The sequence below is a fragment of the Pseudomonas sp. NFX98 genome, from assembly GCF_047784845.1.
Taxonomy (GTDB): Bacteria; Pseudomonadota; Gammaproteobacteria; order Pseudomonadales; family Pseudomonadaceae; genus Aquipseudomonas.
Genome location: NZ_JBLNNF010000026.1, coordinates 18829 through 34097 on the forward strand (window position 1 = coordinate 18829; position 15269 = coordinate 34097).

The following is a 15269-nucleotide window of genomic DNA, read 5'->3' on the forward strand; positions in this document are numbered from 1 at the left end:
CTTAGTTGCCTCCAAACAGGCGCTCGAAGAATCCCTTCTTCTGTACATCAAGGAAACGATGCTCCACGGTTTTGCCCAGCAGGCGGTCAACGGTATCGCTGTAGGCCTGGCCGGCATCGCTCTGGTCGTCGAGGATCACGGGAACGCCCTGGTTGGATGCCTTGAGCACCGCCTGGGATTCCGGGATCACGCCGAGCAGGGTCACCGACAGGATTTCCTTGACGTCTTCGACGCCAAGCATTTCGCCTTTTTCGACACGCTCCGGGTGGTAGCGGGTGATCAGCAGGTGTTCCTTGATCGGGTCTTCACCGCGTTCGGCGCGACGGGACTTGCTGGCCAGCAGGCCGAGCATGCGGTCGGAGTCACGTACCGAGGACACTTCCGGGTTGGTCACGACGATCGCTTCGTCAGCGAAGTACATGGCCAGGTGGGCGCCTTTCTCGATGCCCGCCGGGGAGTCGCAGACCACGAACTCAAAGTCTTCCTTGAGTTGCATCAGGACTTTTTCCACGCCTTCGACGGTCAGCGCGTCTTTGTCGCGGGTCTGGCTGGCGGCCAGTACGTAGAGATTCTCCAGGCGCTTGTCTTTGATCAGGGCCTGTTGCAGGTTGGCTTCGCCGTTGACCACGTTGACGAAGTCATACACCACGCGGCGCTCGCAACCCATGATCAGGTCGAGGTTACGCAAGCCCACGTCGAAGTCGACGATCACTGTTTTGTGGCCGCGCAGAGCGAGGCCGGTACCGATAGCGGCGCTGGTGGTGGTCTTACCCACACCACCCTTGCCGGATGTAACCACGAGAATCTTGGCCAAGGTGTTTCACCCCTAAGGAAAAAGGACTTTTAGCCCCTGAAAAACATCTCTTGAAAACTACTGCAGTCGGACAGCCTTGGCTGGAATTCGGTTTTAGCGGCGTTTACCCCCGGTAAACACTGCTTTTGGCCTGTTTCCTACTTCGTTTGAGCCGTTTTCGCTACGTTTTAGAGATGCTTGGAAAATGCGGCAGTATCCGTTAAAGACGAATGATGTTCAACACATCGCCCGACAGGCTGACCTGCACGCCCGAACCCCATAAAGGGTCGCGGCGCAGATCTTCGGAAACCTTGTAATGCCCTGCGATCGAGACCAGTTCAGCGCTCATTTGCTGACAGAATATCCTGGCTTTCGTGTCGCCCTTGACGCCGGCCAACACTCGACCACGCATGGGGCCGTATACATGGATGTTGCCATCGGCGAGAAGTTCCGCCCCCGGGCTGACCGAGGAGATCACCACCAGATCGCTGCCCTGGGCATAAATCTGCTGGCCACCTCGTACTGGCGACGTGATGATTTTCGTCGGTTTGATGGTCGGTTCCGGCGGTTTTTCCGGTTTTTTCGCAACCACGCCTTCATTCAGGTCCAGCGCACGCTCGCGGGCGCCGGAGGGCGGCAACACCGGCAGGTCGACGGCGATGGCGGCGGCGATGTCTTCGATGCGGCTGGCACGGATCGCCAGGGTGCGCAGGCCGTGCTGGCGGCACACGCGCATCAGCCCCGGCAAATCCACCGCGCCTTCACTGGCCGGGAGTTTGTCCAGGGCCAGTACCAGCGGCGCATTGCTGAAAAAACCAGGCGCCTGGGCGACCTTGGCGGCCAATTGCCGGTCGAGGCCTTCGAGGTCGTTACGGGCCAGTTCCAGCACCGTAATGGCGAGCATGCTGCCCTTTAGCTGGAACACGGGATCTTGGTCTAGCAGTTCGGTTTGGCTCATGGTCGGCATACAACGACTTGTCACTAAAAGTGCCGAGACTTATAACGAGAACGCCCGCAGGCCGCAAGCCGGGTCGAACGATGTAGAATGCGCGGCCATTGTCTTTCCGGATGCATTAATGGATCGCCCGCGTTTTCAAAAAACTTTTCTGTCTCCACGTTTCTGGCCGCTGTGGTGTGGCTTGGGGTTGTTGTGGCTGATCGTGCAGCTGCCATATCCGGCATTGCTGTGGCTTGGTCGCGCGCTCGGTGCCTTGATGTATCGCGCGGCGGGCGACCGACGGCGCATTGCCAAGCGTAATCTGGAGCTGTGTTTCCCGGAAAAGTCGGCTGCCGAGCGAAAGCGCCTGCTCAAGGAAAACTTTGCTTCAACCGGCATCGCTTTCTTCGAGATGGCGATGAGCTGGTGGTGGTCGCGCGAACGTCTGGCGAAGCTGGCCCATATCGAAGGGCTGGAGCATTTGCAGCAGGCCCAGCGCGAAGGCAAGGGCGTGATCCTGATGGCGGTGCATTTCACCACCCTGGAAATCGGCGCCGCATTGCTCAGTCAGCAGCACACCATCGATGGCATGTACCGCGAGCATAAAAATCCGCTGTTCGACTACGTCCAGCGTCAGGGGCGCGAGCGTCACAATCTTGATTCGCTGGCGATCGAGCGCGAGGACGTTCGCGGCATGCTCAAGTTGCTGCGCGCCGGCCGCGCGATCTGGTACGCACCGGATCAGGACTACGGCGCCAAGCAAAGCATTTTCGTGCCGCTGTTCGGCATTCAGGCCGCGACCGTCACCGCCACCAGTAAATTCGCCCGGCTGGGCAAGGCGCTGGTGGTGCCGTTCACTCAGGAACGCCTGGCCGACGGCAGCGGTTATCGCCTGGTGATCCATGCGCCGCTCGAAGGCTTCCCCTGCGAAACCGAAGAAGCCGATTGCCTGCGCATCAATCAGTGGATCGAAGGCGTGTTGCGCGATTGTCCTGAGCAATACCTCTGGGCCCATCGCCGCTTCAAGAGCCGTCCACCGGGCGAGCCCAAGCTGTACGCAAAACGCGGTTGATCAATCGAACCCAATAAGCACCATGGAGTGTTGCGATGAGTCCTGCTGAACCGGTTACAGGGTTGATTCTTTCCGGCGGCGGGGCTCGGGCGGCCTATCAGGTGGGGGTTCTGGCGGCGATTGCCGAGCTTTTGCCATTGGGCGCGGACAATCCGTTTCCGGTGATCGTCGGCACTTCGGCCGGGGCGATCAACGCCGTCAGCCTGGCCAGCGGGGCGACGGATTTTCGCGCGGCCATCGAGCGGTTGACTGCCTTCTGGCAGGGCTTTCGCAGTCATCTGGTTTTACGCAGTGATTGGCCAGGTGTAATGCGCCAGGCCAGCCGCTTTGTCAGCCACAGCTTGCTGGGCCTCGGCTCGCAAGTTCCGGTGGCGCTGCTCAACAGCTCGCCTCTGCGCCGCTTGCTCAACGACAAGTTGCACATGAACGGCATCGCCGAATCCATCGCGCAAAAGCAATTGCAGGCGGTAGCGGTGACTGCGTTTGGCTACGAGTCCGGTCAAGCCGTCACGTTCTACCAGGGCGGCGGCACCATCGACGCCTGGTTGCGCCATCGGCGAATCGGCGTGCCGACCAAACTGTCCGTTGACCATTTGCTCGCCAGTTCGGCGATTCCATTGCTGTTCGCCCCGGTGAAAATCGGCGAGGAGTATTTTGGGGATGGCGCGGTGCGGCAATCGGCGCCGATCAGCCCGGCGTTGCACCTGGGCGCCAGTCGGGTGCTGGTGGTGGGTGTCAGCGGCAACCCGCGCGGCGTCGATCCCGAGCAACCGCTGCAACGCGCCTATACAGGGCAACAACCCACGCTGGCGCAGATCGGCGGGCACATGCTCAACAGTACGTTCATTGACAGCCTGGAAAGCGACATCGAGCTTTTACAGCGTCTGAATCAGTTCAGTCATCTCATGCCCGACGGCACGCCGACCCGTGCGTTGGGTGTGGCGCCTGTTGAGGTTTTGGTGATTTCACCGAGTCAGCCTATCGACGAGATTGCCGCGCGCCATCGCCAGGAGTTGCCGGCGGCATTGCGCCTGTTTCTGCGTGGGCCGGGGGCGACCAAGACCAGTGGAGCGGGGGTGTTGAGTTATCTGTTGTTCGAGGCGGGGTATTGCAGCGAGTTGATTGATCTGGGACGGCGGGATGCGCTGGCCAAGAAGGATGAGTTGTGCCGGTTTCTGGGGCTGCCATAAAACAAAGATCGCAGCCTTCGGCAGCTCCTACAGAGGGAACGCATTCCAATGTAGGAGCTGGCGAAGCCTGCGATCTTTTGATGTTAAATCAGAAGTGAACCTTGACCAGGAAGCTGGTCACGCTCTGATCGGTCTTGAAGCCCTGGCTGTCTTCGATACCGTACTTGTTCTTCCAGTAGTCATACTCGACACCGACGTACAACTGCTTCTCGCCCAGGTTCAGCGCTTTGCCCAGGTCGTACTTGATCTGCGGATTGAAGTGCAGGTTGGCGTGGTATTCGCCTTTTTTGTTGACGTCGTTGTCGACCACCCAGTCCATGAAACCATCGATCAGGATGTTCGAGTCGCCGACCGGAATGGTGTAGGACCAGACCGGCGTGACCTGCCAGATATTGTCGCCCGGACGGTCGCCTTCGGTGTGACGGTTGTAGAAGTTCAACTGGAAGTAGTCGAAGCCCGGGATGGCCAGGTCGAAACCAGGACCGATCAGGTAGGACTCGGTATCGTCTTCACCGAACTCGTACGTCATGGCCAGCAGCACGTCTTTGATCGGGCCTAGCTCGAACTTCTGATCGAAGATCTTGTTGAACGACAGGCGTGGGCTCAATTCGCCGTAGTAGGTGTTCTCACCCGCGAAGGAATCTTCCTTGCCGTTGTAGAAAATCTTGTCGATGAAGAAGAAGTTGTCGCCGTATTTCCAGCCATCGGCGTGCTCGAAGGTCACCGTCTGCTGGATGCGCGGATTGACCTGGAAGTCCTTGCCATACAGGTAGGTCAGGCTGTTGTTCTGCCATTGCAGCAAGTCGCCGGCCATGGCCTGCCCCCCAGCCAGCATTGATCCCGCCAGCATCAGGCTAGTGCACGTACGTTTCATTCGGTTGCTCCCAAAAAGTAGTGGTTTCACGTTTTTTTTAAGGTCGACGCTCTGGTGTGGCGCCTTTTTCTGAAGCGGAAAATATTCATCCAATCGGTCAGCTTTAGTGCTGTTAGCAAGAGCTGCGCCAAGGCTTTCACAAAGCAAAAAAACTCCCGCTCGGCTGCTCAAAAACAGTCGATTGAGAGTCATTCGGGAAGGCCTGGGGACCGTCCAGAGCCGGGATAAGTTGGCTTTCTGGTCAGGAATTAAATCCGGGCTTTTTTTTAAAGCGGATTCAGGCGGCCGCGGAGAATACTGACTCCTTGGCCAGGTCTCAAGTGCCCCGCAACAGCGCACCGACGACAGGTTTGGGGCACGGTTGCGGGTCATCTTAGAAATGCACCTTCACCAGCAGGCTGGTGGTGTTTTCATTGGTGTCGAGGTTGCCGTTGTTTTCGATGCCGTACTTGTCTTTCCAGTAGCTGTACTCGGCGCCGACATACACCTGTTTCTCCCGCCAGCCGAGGGCTTTGCCCAGGTCGTATTTGATCTGCGGGTTGAAGTGCAGGTTGGCGTGGTAGGTGCCGTGCGAGTTCTGGTCGTTGTCCACGACCCAGTCGATGTAACCGTCGATCAACACGCTCGAATTGCCCACTGGAATGGTGTACGACCAGGCTGGGGTGATTTGCCAGACATCGTCGCCGGCGCGCGAGCCTTCGGTCCGGCGGTTATAGAAGTTCAAGGTGAAAAAGTTGAAGCCCGGGATCGCGAGGTCGAAACCGGGGCCGATCAGGTAAGCCTCGGTGTCGTCTTCGCCGTTCTCGTAGGTCATGGCCAGCAGCACGTCCTTGATCGGGCCGAATTCGAAACGGCGGTCGAGGATTTTGCCGAGAGAGAGGCGCGGGCTGAACTCGCCGTAATAGGCGTGGACGCCTTTGTTGCGGTCTTTCTCGCCGTTGTAGTAGGTGCTGTCGATAAACATGAAGTTATCGCCGTACTTCCAGCGGTCGGCGTGTTCGAAGGTAATCGTCTGCTGGATCGACGGGTTGACCGCGAAATCCTTGCCGTACAGATAGCTCAGGCTGTTGGTCTGCCACAGCAGCAGATCGCCGGCCATGGCCTGACTCGCGGCCAGCAGGCCACCACTCAACAGCAAGTTGGTTTGTGTCCGAATCATCTGTTGCTCCCTCTTGTTTTTATTTTTCAGGCGCAGAGTTGCCAACCCTGTGGGAGCGAGCAGGCTCGGTCCCACAGGTTCTGTGGTTGCTTTGTTAATGCGAGTTAGCGTGACAGTCGTTGATCGCCGCGCGTTCGGCGCCGCCAAGGATGTTGAACAGCAAGTTCAGCGTCAGCGCACTGAGGGTGGCCATGGCGATACCGCTGTGGGTAATCGGGCTCATCCACAGGGGCAGGTGGGCGAAAAACTCCGGACGCACCACCGGGATCAGGCCCATGCCGATGCTCACCGCCACCAGCAACTGGTTGCGACGGTCACCGATGTCGGCTTCCTGGAGAATCTTGATCCCGGTGGCGGCGACCATGCCGAACATCGCAATCGCGGCACCACCGAGCACCGCTGGCGGAATCGACGCCACCAGGAACGCGGCTTTCGGCAGCAGGCTCAGGACAATCAGCAAACCACCGGCGACGATGGTCACCGAACGGCAACGCACGCCGGTCATTTGCACCAGGCCGATGTTCTGCGCGAAAGAGGAGTGGGTGAAGGTGTTGAAAAAACCAGCGAAGAACGAAGCGCCGGCATCACACAGCAAGCCGCGACGCAGCATCCGTGGGCAGACTTCCTGGCCGGTGATCTTGCCCAGCGCGAGGAACATCCCGGTGGACTCGACGAAAATGATCACCACGACAAGGCACATCGACAGAATCGGCGCGAGTTCGAATTTCGGCATGCCGAAATGCAGCGGGGTAACGAATTGCAGCCATGGCGCCTGAGCCATGCCACTGAGGTCGACCATGCCGAGCACGCCGCAGAGCACGTAGCCCAGGCACATGCCGATCAGCACGGAAATGTTGACCCAGAAACCGCGCATGAAGCGATGCACCAACAGGATGGTGCCCAGCACCAGCGCGGCGATGGTCAGGTAAATCGGCGAACCGAATTGAGCGGCGCTTGCTCCGCCGCCGGCCCAGTTCACGGCCACGGGGAACAACGATAAACCGATCGAGGTGATGACCGTGCCGGTCACCAGCGGCGGGAAGAAGCGGACGACCTTGGACATGAACGGCGCGATGAGCATGCCGAAGAACCCGGCGGCGATGGTCGCGCCGAAGATCCCTTGCAGGCCGATACCGGGCATGCCGGCCATGGCGACCATGCTGCCGACAGCGGCGAAACTGGCACCCATCATCACCGGCATGCGAATGCCCATGGGGCCGATGCCCAGCGATTGAACGATGGTGGCGATGCCGGCGACCAGCAGGTCGGCGTTGATCAGGAAGGCGATTTCTTCACGACTCAGGCCAGCGGCCTGTCCGATGATCAGCGGCACCGCGATGGCGCCGCCGTACATCAGCAGAACATGTTGCAGACCGACCAGGATCAGTTGCAAAAGGGGTAAACGCTGAATGGCGGGTGCGTCGGGGATGCGCGCTTTGGAGAGCTCGGACATGCAACACCTCGGATCTTTTTTATTCTTGTGATTAACAGCTGCTGGCAGCTGTTTCGCATCAGGTGGACCGCATTGCGGCCATTCGCGGGCAAGCCCGCTCCCACACAGGCAATGCAAAACCTGTGGGAGCGAGCTTGCTCGCGAAGCTTTTAACGATTAATTGGTCGGAGCTCCCTGAGCAATCCAGGCACCGATCAGGTCACGTTCCTGCTGGGTCATCTGCGTGATGTTGCCCAGTGGCATGATCTGGCTGGCGACGGCTTGAGCCTGGATGCGCGCAGCGTTCTGGCGAATCTGCTCGGGAGTGTCGAACATCACACCGGCCGGGGCTGCACTGAACAGTGGGCTGGTCGGTTTCGCCGAATGGCAGACCGAACAACGTTCCTGAATCACGCTGTGCACCTTGTCGAAACCAGGACCGGCGTTGGAGGCCTGAGCCGGAGCGGCTGCTGGTGCCTCGGCAGGTTTGGCTTCAGCTGGTTTCAAACCACCACCTACTGCAGTTTCCGGCAGTGGCTGGTATTCGATGGCAGCAGGAGCCTTGGCCACTTCAGGGGCGCTGGACATCGGCTTCGGACCGGACACATAAGCCAGGCAGATCATGCCCACCGCTGCCACGGGCAGGGTCCAGGCAAACTTGTGGCTGTCGTGACGGGTGTTGAAGTAGTGACGTACCAACACCGCCAGCACCGCGATCCCGGCCAGGATCAACCAGTTGTACTGGCTGCCGTAGGTGCTCGGGAAGTGGTTGCTGATCATGATGAACAGCACGGGCAAGGTGAAGTAGTTGTTGTGACGCGAACGCAGCAAACCTTTGGCTGGCAGCGCCGGATCAGGCGTGCGGTTCTCGGCGATGGCCGCTACCAGTGCGCGTTGCGCCGGCATGATGATGCGGAACACGTTGCCGACCATGATGGTGCCGATGATCGCGCCGACGTGCAGGTACGCACCGCGACCACTGAACACTTTGCTGAAGCCATAGGCTGCGGCGATGATCAGCACGAACAGGATGGCGCCAAGCAGGGCAGGGCGTTTGCCCAGGGCCGAGTCGCAGAGGAAGGAGTAGATGAACCAGCCGACGAACAGCGAGCCGATGCCCAGCAGTACACCTTCAGTACCGCTCAGGGTACTGCCCGGAGCCAGCAGATAGAGCGTCGGGTTGGAGTAGAACACCACGCACAGCAGCGCGATACCCGACATCCAGGTGAAGTAGGCTTCCCATTTGAACCAGTGCAGGTTGTCCGGCATGGTCGGTGGAGCCAGTTTGTATTTTTCCAGGTGGTAGATACCGCCGCCGTGGATCGCCCACAAATCGCCGGCCAGACCGCTTTTCGGGTTGACCCGATTGAGGTTGTTTTCCAGCCAGACGAAGTAGAACGATGCGCCGATCCAGGCCACACCAGTAATCATATGAACCCAGCGCACGCTCAGGTTCAGCCATTCCAACAGATGTGCTTCCACAGTCTTTACCTCTCGCCTGTCACTCTGTTGTCGAGTGATCAGACCTTCTCTTATTGGTGGGGGGCGAGGATCAAACGCTCATCCTCTTTGAAAAAATGCTCATCGCAGTTATTGCCTGTGCCACTGCGATCAACCACCAGGAAGTCATCCCGCTTTTCGATCGTCAGCACCGGGTGGTGCCAAACGCCGCGATGGTAATTAATGCCCTGCCTGCCGTTGGTGACGAAGGCGCGGACCAAGCCTGATACAGGTTCATCGCCAAGTGGCGCGACCACGATCAGAAAGGGGTTGCCGAGCAGCGGAATGAAAGCCTGGCTGCCCAACGGGTGACGCTCCAGCATGCTCACGGTCAGCGGCATGTCCTGCGCGTCGGCGCGGAAAATGCTGATGATCGCGTTGTCCTCAGGCGTAGCGGTTTCGACCGTCGCCAGTTTGTGGAAGCGCATGGTCGAACCGTTGTTGATCATGAAATGATCGCTGCCGTCGGTTTCGATCACGTCACCGAAAGGGGCGAAGGCTTCTTTGGTCAGCGGTTCAATCGTCAATGTGCGCATGCTGTTCTTTTCCGAATTCTGTGTTGTTGAACTTGTCAGTGCGTCTTGCGCGATCCCTGTAGGAGCTGGCGAAGCCTGCGATCTTTTGACTTTGTTTTTAAGATCAAAAGATCGCAGCCTGCGGCAGCTCCTACAGGCTCAGCATTACTTTGCGACCTTGCCCAGTACGCGCAGGCGGCTCACACCACCATCCGGGAACACGTTCAGCCGGATGTGGGTGATCGGGCCCAGTGCCTTGATCTGCTCGGCGAAGGTGTGTTCGGCGTGCATTTCCAGTTTCTGGCTTGGCAGCAGTTCGCGCCAGAACAGCGATTGGGTTTCGATCTGGCTGTCGGTGCCGCCCTTGACGAACGCGCCCTGGATCGAGCAGGTATCCGGGTAGTTGCCTTTGAAGTGCAGGGTGTCGACGATGATTTTCTCGATCTCGCCCGGGTGACCCAGTGCGACGATGACCCAGTCATTGCCCGGTGTACGACGACGCGCGGTTTCCCAGCCGTCGCCCATGTTGATGCCACGGCCCGGGTTGAGGATGTTGCTCATGCGGCCGAAGTGTTCGTCAGAGCAGGCGAGGGCGCGGCCGCCGTTCAGGGCTGCGGCCAGGTCAACTTGCTCGTTGTCGCCAACAGCCGACCAGTCGCGGTGCGGAATGCCGTACACGCGCAGACGGGCAACACCGCCATCCGGGTAGATGTTGAAGCGCAGGTGACTGAACGCCTGGTCGTTGCTGATTTCATGGTAGTGGTGGCTGTTGCCTTGCAGTTCGACGGCGGACAGCACTTCAGTCCACTGGGTGTTTTCGTTCGGCTCGCCTTCAGCCAGGAAGCAGGCTTCCAGGGAGGCCGATGGCGGGAAGTTGCCGGTGAAGAATGAAGTGTCGATGTCGACGCCCTTGATCGAACCCGGGACACCCAGGCGGATCACAGCGCTGTCGTAGCCTTCGAAGCGCTTGCGGCGCGACTCCCAGCCGTCCATCCACTTGCCGTTGTCATCGAACACGCCCTCCTTCCATACGGCCGGGGTCGGTTGGAACAGACGATTGGCGTCTGCGAACCAGTCATCGGTGACCGAGATGATTTTGGTGCCCAGGCGGGCGTCGGCCAGGTTGACGAACTTTTCGAAAGGTACGGCGTAAGCTTTCATTCTTCTTGTCTGCCTTTAAATAAGTGGCTTGGGATGCTTGCAGTGCCCTGGGTATTTTCGCGTTTTTAATACTCGGGCAAGGCTTGCTATAGGGTCAGTAATCGGAACAGGGCGATCTTGTTGATCTCCGCCAGCGCGCATTTGAATTCGGTCTCGACCGAGTTGTGGATGCGCGTTTCGAACGCTGCGAGGATCTGATGCCGGTTGCTGCCTTTTACCGCCATGATGAAGGGAAACTTGAACTTGGCCTTGTAGGCATCGTTCAGCTCGGTGAAGCGTTGGAACTCTTCGGCCGTGCATTGGTGAATACCGGCGCCAGCCTGTTCATTAGTGCTGGCTTCGGTCAGTTGGCCCTGGACGGCCGCACGGCCTGCCAGGTCCGGGTGAGCGTTGATCAGGGCCAGTTGGCTTTCATGATCGGCGCTCAACAGGATGTCGCTCATGCGCTGGTGCAGGGTTTCGATCTCGTCGATCGAAGCGTCCTGACCCAGGTCGAAGGCCTTCTCGGCCACCCATGGCGAATGTTCGTAGATATCGGCAAAAGCGGCGACGAAAGCGTCGCGGCTCAGGCTCGAAGGTTTGACGGTTTGAAAGGTGCTCATTTGGCAGCCCCTGTGTACGGGTGAGTTTCTTGCCAGTGGCGCGCGATGTCGACGCGACGGCTGAACCACACCTGTTCATGACTTTTAGCGTATTCGATAAAGCGCTTGAGCGAAGCCAGACGCGCCGGACGGCCGATCAGGCGGCAGTGCAAACCGATCGACAGCATTTTCGGTGCTTCGGCGCCTTCCGCGTAGAGCACGTCGAACGCGTCTTTGAGGTATTCGAAGAAATCGTCGCCCTTGTTGAAACCCTGGACCTGGGTGAAGCGCATGTCGTTGGTGTCCAGCGTGTACGGGATCACCAAGTGCGGCTTGCCGGTCGGGTTGTTCGGTTCCCAGTAGGGCAGGTCGTCGTCGTAAGTGTCGCAGTCGTAGAGGAAACCGCCTTCTTCCATCACCAGGCGACGGGTGTTCGGACCGGTGCGGCCGGTGTACCAGCCCAGTGGGCGCTCGCCAGTAATTTCAGTGAGGATGCGGATCGCTTCGAGCATGTGCTCGCGTTCCTGGTTCTCGTCCATGTACTGGTAGTCGATCCAGCGGTAGCCGTGGCTGCAGATCTCGTGGCCGGCATCGACCATGGCGCGGATCACATCCGGGTGGCGCTGGGCGGCCATGGCCACGGCGAAGATGGTCAGCGGAATGTCGAATTCCTTGAACAGTTTCAGAATCCGCCAGACGCCGGCGCGGCTGCCATACTCGTAAAGGGATTCCATGCTCATGTTGCGCGCGCCTTGCAGCGGCTGGGCGGACACCATTTCCGAGAGGAAGGCTTCGGACTCTTTGTCGCCGTGCAGGATATTGCGCTCGCCACCTTCTTCGTAATTGAGTACGAACGACAGGGCGATGCGGGCATTGCCCGGCCAGTGTGGGTGCGGAGGGTTACTGCCGTAACCGATCAGGTCGCGAGGGTAGTCAGCGCTCACTGCAGTCTTCCTTCTTATTCGTGATGACAGTTTGTGTGATACGCCTTGGCTGGCGTCACAGCGATGGGCTGATTGTATACAACTTTATATTTACTTTGTAAGCCTGATTTTTTGCATTTTTCTTTAACGGTCATCTTTTCGTGCTATTGGGATCAGCCTGCAAGAAATCTGCCTGATTGGTCAGCTAATGATTGCGGGGTTCAGCAACGGTGCGCTTTGGCTGTTAATCAGCGGGAAATCCACGGATGGCGCCAGTGGCGGTAAAAATGTCGTTTTTATTGTGTACAATTTTTTTGAAAAGTGTCTTAATCAGTCGCTCGCCGCAGCTTTTCGTGCTCCGAATCGGTGCGGTCTCCTTTTCAACTGACTTCGGGAGGCGCGAGGTCTGACTGCTTCCACGCAGGCAGGCGCGCAGAATCAATGGGACGTTTGACTACACACGTTTTGGACGCTGCACACGGTTGCCCGGGCAGCTCGATCAAGGTCGAGTTGTACCGTGTTGAAGGTTCGCACCTGGAATTGGTCGCCAGTGCGATTACCAACAGCGATGGCCGTGTCGATGCACCGTTGCTGCAAGGCGATGACTACCGCACCGGGGTCTATCAGGTTCAGTTCCATGCGGGCGATTACTACCGCGCCCGTGGCGTTCAGCTGCCGGAACCGGCGTTCCTGGATGTGGTGGTGCTGCGTTTTGGCATCTCCGCCGAACAGGATCACTACCATGTGCCGCTGCTGATCTCGCCTTACAGCTACTCCACGTACCGCGGCAGCTGATCCCCCAAGCAGCTGCCATCACCTGGAAGCGACTGCGCATATAGCTTCTTTGGTCTTTCGCCCGCTCACACTGCGGGCTTTTTTTCGTCTGGAGAAAAGTCAAAAGATCGCAGCCTTCGGCAGCTCCTACATGGGACCGCATTCCATGTGTAGGAGCTGCCGAAGGCTGCGATCTTTTGATCTTGCTGTTAGCGGCTCAGCAGGGAAGCCGCACCCGCACCACTGAACAACCCCGCACTGATCCGGTTAAACCAGCTCTGCCCCTTGCCGCTGCGCAGATACCGCGCCGCACCATGGGCGCCGAGGCCGTAGGCCAACTTGCACAGCAGATCCAGCACCGTCCAGGTTGCGATCATCACCAGCAGTTGCGGTAGGAACGGTTGCTCTGCACTCAGGAACTGCGGCAGGAAAGCCGCGAAGAAAAGGATGTCTTTCGGATTGCTGGCACCGAGCATGAAGGCGCGGCCGAACAATGCGCGAAAACGAGGCACCGGGGCTGCCAGCGGCACTTCAGCGCCGTGGGAAGGCTGGCGCGATTGCTGCCAGCTCTGCCAGGCGAGGTAGAACAGGTACAGCGCGCCGACGACTTTCAGTGCGCTGAACAGTTGTTCCGACGCCAGCAACAAGGCACCCAGGCCCAGCGCCGACGCACTCAGCAGGCAGATCGATGCAATCACACCGCCGAGAAACGCCGGGTAGGAACGGCGCAGGCCGTAGTTCAGGCTGTTGCTGATCATCAACAACGACAATGGCCCCGGGATCAGGATCACTACCAGCGCAGCGCCGCTGAACAGCAGCCAGGTTTCCAGACTCATCACTTTCCTCCATTTGCACAAAAGCCTCACCCGACGGGGTGAGGCTGTTTTGAAACGTGTCTCGCGTAAGGCTTACAGGAAGATGAACTTGGCGATGAAGATCGCGCAGAGCACCCACAGGCTGACGGAAATTTCCTTGTACTTGCCGGTACCGGCCTTCAACGCCACGTAGGTGATGAAGCCCAGCGCGATGCCGTCGGCGACCGAGAAGGTCAGCGGCATCATGATTGCGGTAACGATCGCCGGAATGCTGTCGGTCGCTTCGTCCCATTCAATGTGGGCCATGCCGCCCATCATCAGCATCGCTACATAAATCAGCGCACCAGCGGTGGCATAGGCAGGGATCATGCCGGCCAGCGGAGCGAAGAACATGGCTGCAATAAATAGCACACCTACGGTCACTGCGGTAAGACCAGTCCGACCACCCGCTGCTACACCCGCGGCACTTTCCACGTAGCTGGTGACCGGTGGCACGCCAACCACTGCACCAAATACGCTGGACGCACTGTCGGCTTTCATAGCACGGGAGAGGTTTTCGATCTTGCCGTCAGCGCCCACCAGGTTGGCGCGCTGGGCTACGCCCATCAAGGTGCCGGCGGTGTCGAACATGTGCACGAAGAGGAACGCCAAGACCACGCTGATCATGCTGACGTTGAACACGCCGGCGACGTTCATGGCCATCCAGGTCGGGGCCAGGCTCGGCGGTGCCGACATGATCCCTTCGTAATGCACCAGGCCCAGGCCCCAACCGGCGAGGGTGACGGTGATGATGCTGATGAGGATCGCACCGAACACTTTGTGATAGCTGAGGATGGCGATCATCAGGAAGCATACGGCCGCGAGCAGTGGGCCAGGTTCGCGCAGGGAGCCGAGCTTGATCAGGGTGGCCGGGCTATCAACGACGATGCCCGCAGTTTTCAAACCGATCAGACCGAGGAACAGACCGACGCCGGCGCCCATGGCGAAGCGCAGGCTGACCGGGATGCTGTTGAGCAGCCATTCGCGAATCCGTGAGAAGGTCAGAATCATGAACAGCACACCGGAGACAAACACCGCACCGAGGGCGGTTTCCCAGTTGTAGCCCATGGTGCCGACCACGGTGTAAGTGAAGAACGCGTTCAAGCCCATGCCCGGCGCCAGGCCGACCGGCCAGTTGGCGTACAGGCCCATCAACAGGCAGCCCAGTGCAGCGGCGATACAGGTGGCGACGAACGCCGCGCCGTGATCGATCCCGGCGTCAGCCATGATGTTCGGGTTGACGAAGATGATGTAGGCCATCGTGATGAAGGTAGTCAGACCGGCAATCAGCTCGGTCTTCACCGTGGTGCCGTGCAAGCTGAGTTTGAACAGACGTTCCAGCAAGCCATTGCGTAGTGGCGGCGAGAGATCCAGCGTCGATGCTTCGGATTTGCGGCTTTCCACAGCGAGTACTCCTCAAGAGTTTTATTTTTATTTCCAGGGCCGGATCCGAGAGGGGTGGCAGCGGCCCTTTGAGGTACTTGCGAATTTGTTGACCGTCTGG

15 protein-coding genes are annotated in these 15269 nt (G+C 58.9%); 3 read left to right on the plus strand and 12 right to left on the minus strand.

Annotation, left to right across the window (positions count from 1 at the left end):
* Window position 1: 1 nt before the first annotated feature.
* Window positions 2-814, minus strand: coding sequence for a septum site-determining protein MinD (minD, locus tag ACM110_RS27160; protein WP_218436028.1), 813 nt, complete (start codon window positions 812-814; stop codon window positions 2-4).
* 199 nt (window positions 815-1013) lie between these two features.
* Window positions 1014-1751, minus strand: coding sequence for a septum site-determining protein MinC (gene minC, locus ACM110_RS27165; protein ID WP_416130179.1), 738 nt, complete (start codon window positions 1749-1751; stop codon window positions 1014-1016).
* Window positions 1752-1869: 118 nt separating this feature from the next.
* On the opposite strand from minC, the gene ACM110_RS27170 reads away from it, so the two are divergent.
* Window positions 1870-2802, plus strand: a complete 933-nt coding sequence (locus ACM110_RS27170; RefSeq protein WP_416130180.1) for a lipid A biosynthesis lauroyl acyltransferase — start codon at window positions 1870-1872, stop codon at window positions 2800-2802.
* Window positions 2803-2837: 35 nt separating this feature from the next.
* On the plus strand, window positions 2838-3992 hold the full coding sequence (locus tag ACM110_RS27175) for a patatin-like phospholipase family protein (RefSeq protein ID WP_416130181.1): 1155 nt from the start codon (window positions 2838-2840) through the stop codon (window positions 3990-3992).
* Between the two features lie 88 nt (window positions 3993-4080).
* Here the strand turns inward: ACM110_RS27175 and ACM110_RS27180 are convergent, their stop codons facing one another.
* From ACM110_RS27180 to puuE, 8 genes are all read right to left on the minus strand, one after another.
* Window positions 4081-4866 (minus strand): outer membrane protein OmpK, encoded by a 786-nt coding sequence (locus ACM110_RS27180; RefSeq protein WP_416130182.1) that lies wholly within the window; start codon window positions 4864-4866, stop codon window positions 4081-4083.
* Window positions 4867-5239: 373 nt separating this feature from the next.
* On the minus strand, window positions 5240-6025 hold the full coding sequence (locus ACM110_RS27185; RefSeq protein WP_416130183.1) for an outer membrane protein OmpK: 786 nt from the start codon (window positions 6023-6025) through the stop codon (window positions 5240-5242).
* A 94-nt stretch (window positions 6026-6119) separates the two neighbouring features.
* Window positions 6120-7478, minus strand: coding sequence for a nucleobase:cation symporter-2 family protein (locus ACM110_RS27190; RefSeq protein ID WP_338585464.1), 1359 nt, complete (start codon window positions 7476-7478; stop codon window positions 6120-6122).
* A gap of 156 nt (window positions 7479-7634) precedes the next feature.
* Complete coding sequence (locus ACM110_RS27195; RefSeq protein ID WP_416130184.1) at window positions 7635-8939, minus strand: urate hydroxylase PuuD; 1305 nt, start codon at window positions 8937-8939, stop codon at window positions 7635-7637.
* Window positions 8940-8989: 50 nt separating this feature from the next.
* Window positions 8990-9493, minus strand: coding sequence for an ureidoglycolate lyase (locus ACM110_RS27200; RefSeq protein WP_007960046.1), 504 nt, complete (start codon window positions 9491-9493; stop codon window positions 8990-8992).
* Between the two features lie 144 nt (window positions 9494-9637).
* Window positions 9638-10633, minus strand: a complete 996-nt coding sequence (gene alc / locus ACM110_RS27205; RefSeq protein WP_416130185.1) for an allantoicase — start codon at window positions 10631-10633, stop codon at window positions 9638-9640.
* An 86-nt stretch (window positions 10634-10719) separates the two neighbouring features.
* On the minus strand, window positions 10720-11235 hold the full coding sequence (uraD, locus tag ACM110_RS27210; RefSeq protein ID WP_416130186.1) for a 2-oxo-4-hydroxy-4-carboxy-5-ureidoimidazoline decarboxylase: 516 nt from the start codon (window positions 11233-11235) through the stop codon (window positions 10720-10722).
* Entirely contained in the window at window positions 11232-12158 is a 927-nt protein-coding gene (gene puuE / locus ACM110_RS27215) for an allantoinase PuuE (RefSeq protein ID WP_416130187.1), read from the minus strand. Before puuE ends, uraD begins: the two co-directional genes overlap by 4 nt.
* 420 nt (window positions 12159-12578) lie before the next feature.
* Here puuE and uraH point away from each other — a divergent pair, with 420 nt between their 5' ends.
* Complete coding sequence (uraH, locus tag ACM110_RS27220; protein WP_003223171.1) at window positions 12579-12932, plus strand: hydroxyisourate hydrolase; 354 nt, start codon at window positions 12579-12581, stop codon at window positions 12930-12932.
* 188 nt (window positions 12933-13120) lie between these two features.
* On the opposite strand, the gene ACM110_RS27225 is transcribed toward uraH, so the two are convergent.
* Complete coding sequence (locus ACM110_RS27225; RefSeq protein ID WP_416130188.1) at window positions 13121-13747, minus strand: LysE family translocator; 627 nt, start codon at window positions 13745-13747, stop codon at window positions 13121-13123.
* Window positions 13748-13819: 72 nt separating this feature from the next.
* A complete protein-coding gene (locus tag ACM110_RS27230) occupies window positions 13820-15169 on the minus strand; it encodes an NCS2 family permease (protein WP_015096117.1) in 1350 nt (449 codons plus the stop codon).
* Window positions 15170-15269 lie beyond the last annotated feature (100 nt).

Excerpts from the sequence above, each read along its gene's own strand:
- minC (WP_416130179.1), bottom strand. The coding sequence starts at position 1,751 with ATGAGCCAAACCGAACTGCTAGACCAAGATCCCGTGTTCCAGCTAAAG.
- ACM110_RS27170 (WP_416130180.1), top strand. The coding sequence starts at position 1,870 with ATGGATCGCCCGCGTTTTCAAAAAACTTTTCTGTCTCCACGTTTCTGG.
- ACM110_RS27175 (WP_416130181.1), top strand. The coding sequence starts at position 2,838 with ATGAGTCCTGCTGAACCGGTTACAGGGTTGATTCTTTCCGGCGGCGGG.
- ACM110_RS27180 (WP_416130182.1), bottom strand. The coding sequence starts at position 4,866 with ATGAAACGTACGTGCACTAGCCTGATGCTGGCGGGATCAATGCTGGCT.
- ACM110_RS27185 (WP_416130183.1), bottom strand. The coding sequence starts at position 6,025 with ATGATTCGGACACAAACCAACTTGCTGTTGAGTGGTGGCCTGCTGGCC.
- ACM110_RS27190 (WP_338585464.1), bottom strand. The coding sequence starts at position 7,478 with ATGTCCGAGCTCTCCAAAGCGCGCATCCCCGACGCACCCGCCATTCAG.
- ACM110_RS27200 (WP_007960046.1), bottom strand. The coding sequence starts at position 9,493 with ATGCGCACATTGACGATTGAACCGCTGACCAAAGAAGCCTTCGCCCCT.
- alc (WP_416130185.1), bottom strand. The coding sequence starts at position 10,633 with ATGAAAGCTTACGCCGTACCTTTCGAAAAGTTCGTCAACCTGGCCGAC.
- uraD (WP_416130186.1), bottom strand. The coding sequence starts at position 11,235 with ATGAGCACCTTTCAAACCGTCAAACCTTCGAGCCTGAGCCGCGACGCT.
- uraH (WP_003223171.1), top strand. The coding sequence starts at position 12,579 with ATGGGACGTTTGACTACACACGTTTTGGACGCTGCACACGGTTGCCCG.
- ACM110_RS27225 (WP_416130188.1), bottom strand. The coding sequence starts at position 13,747 with ATGAGTCTGGAAACCTGGCTGCTGTTCAGCGGCGCTGCGCTGGTAGTG.